This window comes from Pseudomonas lactucae, assembly GCF_016937615.1.
In the GTDB taxonomy this organism is placed as follows: Bacteria; Pseudomonadota; Gammaproteobacteria; order Pseudomonadales; family Pseudomonadaceae; genus Aquipseudomonas; species Aquipseudomonas lactucae.
On sequence record NZ_JAFHKI010000057.1, the window covers coordinates 36,192 to 44,321 of the forward strand.

The 8,130-nt window shown below is 60.6% G+C and carries 3 protein-coding genes and 1 pseudogene; 1 reads left to right on the forward strand and 3 read right to left on the reverse strand.

Annotated elements, in window-relative coordinates:
- The first annotated feature begins 18 nt into the window (after positions 1 to 18).
- Complete coding sequence (locus tag JWR98_RS11540) at positions 19 to 3,585, forward strand: NACHT domain-containing protein (protein ID WP_205490092.1); 3,567 nt, start codon at positions 19 to 21, stop codon at positions 3,583 to 3,585.
- A 20-nt stretch (positions 3,586 to 3,605) separates the two neighbouring features.
- Here the strand turns inward: JWR98_RS11540 and JWR98_RS11545 are convergent, their stop codons facing one another.
- The 3 genes and pseudogenes from JWR98_RS11545 to JWR98_RS11555 all read right to left on the reverse strand — a co-directional run bounded on the left by JWR98_RS11545 (position 3,606) and on the right by JWR98_RS11555 (position 7,653).
- Positions 3,606 to 4,949, reverse strand: a complete 1,344-nt coding sequence (locus JWR98_RS11545; RefSeq protein WP_205490093.1) for a c-type cytochrome — start codon at positions 4,947 to 4,949, stop codon at positions 3,606 to 3,608.
- 16 nt (positions 4,950 to 4,965) lie between these two features.
- A pseudogene (locus JWR98_RS11550) lies at positions 4,966 to 7,195 on the reverse strand (xanthine dehydrogenase family protein molybdopterin-binding subunit).
- The gene (locus JWR98_RS11555) at positions 7,195 to 7,653 is read right to left on the reverse strand and encodes a (2Fe-2S)-binding protein (RefSeq protein ID WP_078732690.1); all 459 of its coding nucleotides are present in this window, start codon (positions 7,651 to 7,653) and stop codon (positions 7,195 to 7,197) included. The pseudogene JWR98_RS11550 and the gene JWR98_RS11555 overlap by 1 nt, the downstream one beginning before the upstream one ends.
- Between the last annotated feature and the right edge of the window lie 477 nt (positions 7,654 to 8,130).

The window sequence follows — 8,130 nt, forward strand, 5'->3', positions numbered from 1 at the left end:
TTCTTGGCAACCGTCTGCATGAGTGTCACTCTTGCGCAGTTTTCAGAATGGATAGATGTGCACGGTATGCCCAAGGATGCAGCAGCGACTCATACAAGCAAACGCGCCGGCGGAGCGGCCAACGCAAGAGGGATCTATTTTCAAGCCTCTGCTACGGCCTATGTCTGTCTTCGTATGTTGCAGGGAAAACCTGTCAGTTGGTTCAAGGATCTGTGCGCTGAGGCGCCTGTTGCGGTCATGCCTGAGAGTGGCGGCCCTGGTGACGATATTCGTATCGAGTTCAGCAATGGGATCACGGCGGAAGTTCAAGTAAAAAAGGGGCTGAAAGCGCGTAAGTTGCTTTGGGAAGTCTTGAACGCCTTGGCGCTGGCGATTCACCAGGGAAAGCTTGCTTATGGGATTCTCGTCGTCGATCCAGAGACGAGCAAAGCTATCCGACGCGATCTCGCCGACGCTATTGTTCGCGTCAGTGAGGGCCGGGAGGTTTCATGGAAGGGCGATATCGGGTGTTGGAAAGAGCAGCTTGAGTCAGCGAACATTCCGATCCAATCGGTTTGCGAGCGAATCAGGATCCAGATATTTCACGGCACTGAAGAGAATTGTTCGCAGGTCGAGCATGCGATTGATGCGCTGGGTCTTCTATTGTCGCCTGGCCATGATCCGCGACATGCGTGGAACACGCTTCACTATGCGGTAGAGCGTAAAACAGGTTCTCCCGGCCGAATGACCAGCGATTCACTGGTCGATATGTTCACCCGTGAGGGTTTTGCCCTCAATTCGACGAGGTGCTCGGCGGCTTTGCATGCGCAGTACCGAGGTTGGGTGGAAAAAAACCATTCGACCTTTTCTTTGCCGGGCAGAGGGCGGCGCTTGCCACTCCATAGTCGCCTTCCGATGGTGGTTTGCCGTTATGAGCACCGTACGCGCCATGGTGAAGATGTTCAGACCGTGGTTAAGCGCTATCGGGCGGGAGCGGAAGGTAAACGATCCAGCAAGAAATTCGACATCGACTGGCTCGCTCGTTTCAAGAGGCAGGCGGTTATTGTCGCAGGCCCTGGCATAGGCAAGTCCATGGCCTTGACGGTGCTTGCGCATCGTTATTGTGTGGATGGCTATTTCGTGCTGTTCGTGAAGCTCAAACAGGTCGTCAAGACGCTGAGTACAGGCTTGACCTTCAAGTCCGCATTGATCGATACGGCAATTGGCAGCTCAGTTCTTAGCCGCGAGGCATTCTTGTTGATTGACCCACGCCGGTGGGTGTTGCTGGCTGACGGCCTGGACGAGTGTGGATATGAGCGCGACTCGATAGCGCGAGAGTTGGAGCTTTTCGTGTCGGGTCACTCCGGCATGCGGGCCGTTATCACCACGCGGGTTGTCGGTTACGAAACCGATCAGCTTAAAGAATGGGAACATTACGAGATCATTCCTCCTGCGAAGGACGACGGGCCCGCCAATCTGGCCACGCTGATGAAGGCGGTTGCCGGTGACGACCGGACGCAAGAAGAGTGCGAACGGATTGCGAATGCTCAACTGCATAAATCACCAGCGTCTGAAGCCATCAGCACCAGCCCACAGCTGCTTGGGATGTCCGCATGTCTGCTGCTTAAATACGACCAGTTGCCGGAAAGCAGGACTGCGTTGTATATCCAGTTTTTGCGGCTGTACGACCAGCTTCCTTCCACGCTGAGTGTTGAAAATAAACGAGTGGCACATACGGTATTGAACGCACTCGGTTGGTGCCTGCGTCAAAAAACAGCGGTCGAGCGCGAAGAACTGGAGGCTCGTTGCATTGAGGAATTGATGTTCGTCTCAGGTTTTGCGGAGTACGACGCCGCAATCAGAGTGGACACCGCACTTTCACATTGGGAGAAATTGGGGCTGATTGAAGTGTTGAGGCACAGCAACACAGAGTTGCTTACCTTTACGCATCTGTCTTTCGCGGAGTTCCTCGCGGCACGACACTTGCTGGCGCAACAAACGCGACTGCTGGGTGAGGTGGTGTATGACCCACAATGGCAGGAAGTCTTGGGCTATGCCGTAGAACTGGGTATGGCCTCGTCGCTGTTCGACTACCTGCTTGCACGTCACGAAGAGGGTGATCCCGAGGCGCTGTATCAGGCCTTGCTCTGGTGCTCAAAACCCGGGGCCGCAGCCAGTGAGGCCTTATATGAGCAGTTAATCCAAGCCTCCCTCGCGGTTCTTGACAGTCCCACATCGCTACCTGAGTCGCTGCATTTCAAAGTGGGGCATGGTTTGTGTGAAATCGGCCCAAAGGCAAGCCGCTTTCTGATGCCTTGGGTAAACCGTCACCTTGAGTCCTCTGACGCTGCTCTCAAGCTTGTGGCGTGGAGCATTGCTTCACAATGTGCCTTTGCGCTGCCTGAAACGCTGCCGCCACGCTTGGTTTTCTCCGAACTGTTGGGCATTTATGGCAAGCCTTTTGATATTCAAGAGATACTCTCGAAGCGTGTGTGGCATGAAAATTTTTTGCTTCAATACATCGCCCTGCTAACACTCAATGCTTGCGCGCAGGAAGAGAGAGAAGCGTTTTCGAACGACCTGTTGGCAGATGGCCGCTTGCGCAAGTCCGACGCGTTCAGGCTTCAGCTTTACAAGTTTCGTTATGAACACGGCATTCGAGAGAAAACCACTCGCAGGGAATTAACCTTGCGTGATTCCTTCCCTGGGCAGCGGCCATCTCCCGAAGTTATTGAGCGCTATAGAGCTTTCAAACGTCGTGTAGAACGACTTTTGGCGGGGGCGTTTTGCACGGGGGCTGTACAGAAACCTATCGATGCTTTTCCGCAATTCGCTGCGTTTTTTCTGGCTACTAAAATTGATGGTTTCGACCTGCATGAGGCATTTGAGGGTGATTGGCCAGAAGACCTTCACAGCCTTGGCTTGACCTTCAGAGATTTCGCACGGCTTCAGCGACTGAATCTGGTTGAGCTCGCGGCGGAGGCCGGCGAGATCCTGAGGCGGCTCGAAACGGATCCGAAGTTTTCCCTGTTCAACGAGTTGCCCCGTGTAGACTTTGATGCCGACGATGGAGTCCAGAACCCTGGGTTTCAAGTAGGTCTGGAGCATGCGAAGCACAACTTTCTGCGGGGCTCGCGCAAGGTAATGTTCATCGCCGCCTTGGTCCTGCTCAAAGCCACTCTCTCCGAGCGCGATGTCACTGAGTTGCTGTACAGCGCACCTGACTCGGCATTAGCGTGTGCCTGCCTGCTGGTTGAAGTGAAACACCCTGAGCGTGCCGTCCAATTGCTTGTTCGCTATTTGCAGGATGTTGACTGCAAGGGCGCTGAGTGCATCCTGCAAAGCCTGGTGAGGCTGCAGGCGCCGCCGACAGCGACACTTGAGGCGCTCGCTATCGGTTACCTCACCGATAACAATCGTGAAGCCGTGGCCAGTGCTATCGACGTTATCCAGAGCTGGGTGGAGAAGGGCCAGTTTTCGCGCACGCAGCCTATCGACCGCGCATTGGCGTACTGGAAAGACCTGCCCCACATTTGTGATCAATCAGACCGGGATATTTGCTCTGAACTGAAGGGGTTACGGGCCGCTATGGCTGAGGTCGGTTAGTTCGCCGCAACCCTTCCTTATCAACGCATCTGCAAAATGATCGGACTGCTGCTCGCCGGGTCGGTGTGCCCGCGCAGCTTCTCGACAGCTTTTACCTCCACGGCGCCACCCCCATTGCCCCACGTACTGCGCACATACGTCAGCACCTCGGCAATCTCCTGGTCGGACAATTGCTCGCGAAAGGCCGGCATGCGGTACGCGTCCGGCACGCCTGCGGCCACGATGCGTTGCGAGCCGTTGAGCGTGATGTTGATGGCCGAGGCGGTTTCCTTGGCGAGAGCCGAAGTGGCGCCGGCCAGCGGTGGCATCCAGTCGGGCTGACCTTTGCCATCAGCGCCGTGGCACGAGGCGCAGCGCGTGGCGTAGGTGTGGGCGCCCGGGGTGGCGGCGCTGTGCGTCGCGACGGCCTGGTAAGCCCACGGCGTGCCGTCGCGTTGTGGGTCACCGGGCAGTGACTTGAGGTAGCGGGCGATGGCGGCCAGGTCGTTGTCGGCCATGAACTGCGTGGAGTTGTTGAACGCCTCGGTCATCGAGCCGTAGACCACGGCGTGTCGGTTGCGCCCGGTCTTGAGCAATTGCACGATCTCCGGCTCGCTCCAGCGGCCCAGCCCGGTGTTCGGGTCCTGGCGCAGGCTGGGTGCATACCAGCCGTCGAGCAGGGCGCCGGCGAGGAAGGGCTTGCCGGATTCGTCCAGCGCCTTCTCGTTAAAGGCCAACCCACGCGGCGTGTGGCAACTGCCGCAGTGGCCTGGGCCCTGGACGATATAGGCGCCGCGATTCCACAGCGCGTCCTGCTCAGGCTTGGCCGCATAGGTGGCGGTCGGTGCGAACAGATCGTTCCACAGCGCGATGGGCCAACGCATGTTCAGCGGCCAGGGAATATCGCTGGGGATGTTCGGTTGGTTGGCCGGCTGCACGCCTTTCATGAAAAACGCATACATCGCCCGTATGTCGTCGTCACTGAGCTTGGCGTAGGACGGGTAGGGCATGGCCGGATACAGTCGGCGGCCGCCCGGTGCCACGCCGTGGCGTACGGCACGGTCGAAGTCGGCCAGGCTGTAGGCGCCGATGCCGCTGTCTCGGTCCGGCGTGACATTGGTCGCGTGGATGGTGCCCAGCGGCGTGGCCATTTCCAGGCCTCCGGCAAATGGCGTCTTGCCCGGCAGGCTGTGGCAGGCCACGCAATCGCTGAGGCGCGCGACATACTCGCCGCGACTGACCTGAGCCGGGTCGACGCTGGCGGCCTGTTGCTGTTCGAACGGTGTTGCGGGTTGACGGGTGACGTACCAGGCCAGCAGGCCGGCGGCGACCACGCAGGGCAGCGCGAGCCAGCCTACGGTTCTTGCGAATCGACGGGTGTTCATGGGCGGTCTCGCTCGGTTAGCTGAAGGTGTGTCGGCTCAGGGGCAGGCTGCGAATACGCTGGCCGGTCAACTGCGCCACCGCATTGGCCACGGCCGGTGCCACGGCGGGCAGCGGCGGTTCACCAATGCCGCCCATCTTTTCGCCACTCTCCACAATCTTGACGTGCACCTGGGCCATGCGTGACGGCGGCAGAATCGGGTAAAGGTCGTAGTTGCGCGCCCGTGGTTTGCCGTCCACGTACACCGCTTCTTCCAGCAAGGTTTGCGATAAGCCCAGCGCGACCGCGCCGTTGACCTGCGCCTCGACAATCGCCGGGTTGACGATGCTGCCCGGATCGATGGCCTCCCAGATGTGGTGCACCTTGACCTGGCCTTTCTCGATCGACACCTCGGCGATCACTGCCGCGTGCGAACCGAACGGCGAGGCCATGGCCACGCCACGGGCACGGCGTGTGCCGTCTTCGGCGGTGTAGGGGCCGCGTTTCCAGCCGCCGGACAACTCGGCCACCGCCTTGAGCAGGGTGGTCAGCCGCGGGTTGTCGCGCAGCAGATGCAGGCGCAGCTCGTACGGGTCGCGTTTGCCGGTGTCCGCCAGTTCATCGAGGAAGGCTTCGTAGAAAAAATCATTGAGCGAATTGCCCACCGAACGCCAGTAACCGAGCATGGCCGGGCCTTTGACGTAGATCTGCGCGATGCGTTTGTTGGGGATGGCGTAGCTCTTGCCCGACAGCCCTTCGAGGGCGGTGGGGTCGATTTTATCGCCCTGCTTGCCGGCGATGGCTTCGGTGGGGCCTTCGGTGGCGCTGACCGCTTCAATAGCCGTCGGCAAGCCGTCGGCGTCCAGCGCGGCGCGGAACTTGACCACTGCGACCGGGCGCAGCACATCGCGCAGGAACTCTTCTTCGCGGCTCCAGATCAACTTGACCGGGCGGCCCACCGCCTTGGCCAACGCAATGGCCTGCGGGTAGGGGCTGGCCGAGTCATAGAGGAAATGCCGGCCGAAAAAGCCACCGAGCAACGGCGAGTGCAGGTTGATCTGCTCAAGGGCCAGGCCGGTGCGCTTGGCGATGTCGGCGCGGAACATGTCCGGTGCCTGGTTGGGCAGCCAGATATCCAGTGAACCGTCGGCGTTGAAGCGCGCCAGCGCTGAGGGCGGCTCCAGCTGGGCGTGGTTGACGTATTGGTTGTGGTAGGTGGCTTCGACCTGGGTCTTGGCGTTTTTCAGCGCGCCGGCCACGTCGCCTTCGTTCTCGTCGTCGCGGGCCGGGCCTTGTTGGGTCGCGAGAAAGTCACGGTAGCCATCGCTGGAAAAATCAGCCGGCATCGCACGCACTTTGGAGTCGGCCGTCGGTTCCAGCCAGTCGACCTGAATCGCCTCCACCGCACGCTTGGCATGCCACCAGCGTTCTGCCACCACCGCTACGGCGCCGGGCAGTTGATGAACGGAATGCACGCCCTTCATGGCCTCGACCTGCGTCTGGTTGCGCAGGCCGCCGACGGTCATGCCCAGGCGCGGCGCGTGTTGCACGGCCGCATGGAGCATACCGTCGACCTTCAAATCGATGCTGTACAACGCCTTGCCGGTGGATTTGTCGTAGGCATCCAGGCGCTTGACCGGTTTGCCGATCCAGCGGAACTGGCCGGGGTCGCGCAAGGTGATGCTCGCGGGGTCAGGCACCGGCATGTCCAGCGCGCGACCGGCCAACTCGCCATAACCCACGGAGCGGCCGGACGCGGCGTGTACCACGCGGCCGGGTTGGGTGGTCAACTCACTCACCGGCACGCGCAACTGCTCGGCACCGGCCTGCAGCAACATGGCGCGGGCGAGGGCGCCCAGGCGGCGCATGGTCGGGTAACTCATGCGCACCGACATGCTGCCGCCGGTGATGCGCATACCGTTTTCCATCACCACGTAGGCTTCGCCGGGCGCGCCGCTTCGACGATGAAGGTGGCCGGGTCGGCATCCAATTCTTCACCGACGATCTGCGCCATGGCGGTGTGGGTGCCCTGGCCGCCTTCCATGAAGGGGCTGAGCAGGCGCACCGTACCGTCCGGGCGAATCTCCAGAAAAGCCGGCACTTGCGTGCCGCGCGCTACGCCGGTGGCCGCCTGCACCGGCCGGAACCGAGCGGCAGGCCGAAACCGATGACCAGCGCACCGACGGCGGTACTCGCCAGAAAACGCCGGCGCGACAGGTTGATCGGCTCGCCCAGGGGCACACCGGGGATCAGTTCAGGTGTGTTCATCAGGCGGTCTCCTTCCCGGTGGCCAGGTCAGACATGGCGGTGTGGATGGCGTTGTAGGTGCCGCAGCGGCACAGGTTGACCATCGCCGCGTCGATCTGGTCCCTGGTGGGGGCGGGGGTGTGCTTGAGCAGCGCGGTGGCCGCCATCACCTGGCCGGACTGGCAATAACCGCATTGCGCCACCTGATGCTCGACCCAGGCGCTGACCACGCGCTTGCCCACTTCATCGGCCTCGATGGCTTCGATGGTGGTGATCTCGCGACCAACCACACCGGCCACCGGCGTCACGCAGGAGCGCACCACGTTGCCGTCCACCAGCACCGAACAGGCGCCGCACTGGGCCAGGCCGCAGCCGTATTTGGTGCCGGTCAGGCCCAGGTCGTCGCGGATCACCCACAGCAAGGGCGTGTCGGCGTCGGCGTCGACCTGATAGGCCTTTTGGTTGATACGTAATTCCATGGCGGGCTCACCTGCTGATCATCGGTTGGTGGTGCTGGTTTCTTATAGGGGTGGTGCGACTATAGGTCGCCCATCGTCGAACTCTAGACTACCGCGCAAGGGGGATCTATCTGAGGGGGCTCAAGTTCAGAGGATCAGGCAAGTATTCAACAGGATTGGGTGACTGCGTTGGGCTTTGGTGGCCCGCTGTCTGTGGGGTGGGCGGGCTTGCTTGCGTGACGGCCTGATAGCCGACGCGTCATCTAACTGATGCCCTCGGTCAAAATGTGGGAGGGGGCTTGCTCCCGATATAGGTAATCCGCACCGCTATCGGGAGCAAGTCGAATCGTCGAACAGCCCCTCCCATATGTTCAACCGTGCCCACTTGAGATATCGCGCAGCTGCCTATCCCCTGCTAGATTGATCATTTTCCAAATGCCAGGGAACCACCATGGGCCACTCACTGAAAATCCTCGGCCGCACCTCCTCCATCAATGT

Bases quoted from the DNA above. Each gene is read 5' to 3' on its own strand.
- JWR98_RS11540 (WP_205490092.1), top strand. From the start codon at position 19: ATGAGTGTCACTCTTGCGCAGTTTTCAGAATGGATAGATGTGCACGGT.
- JWR98_RS11545 (WP_205490093.1), bottom strand. From the start codon at position 4,949: ATGAACACCCGTCGATTCGCAAGAACCGTAGGCTGGCTCGCGCTGCCC.
- JWR98_RS11555 (WP_078732690.1), bottom strand. From the start codon at position 7,653: ATGGAATTACGTATCAACCAAAAGGCCTATCAGGTCGACGCCGACGCC.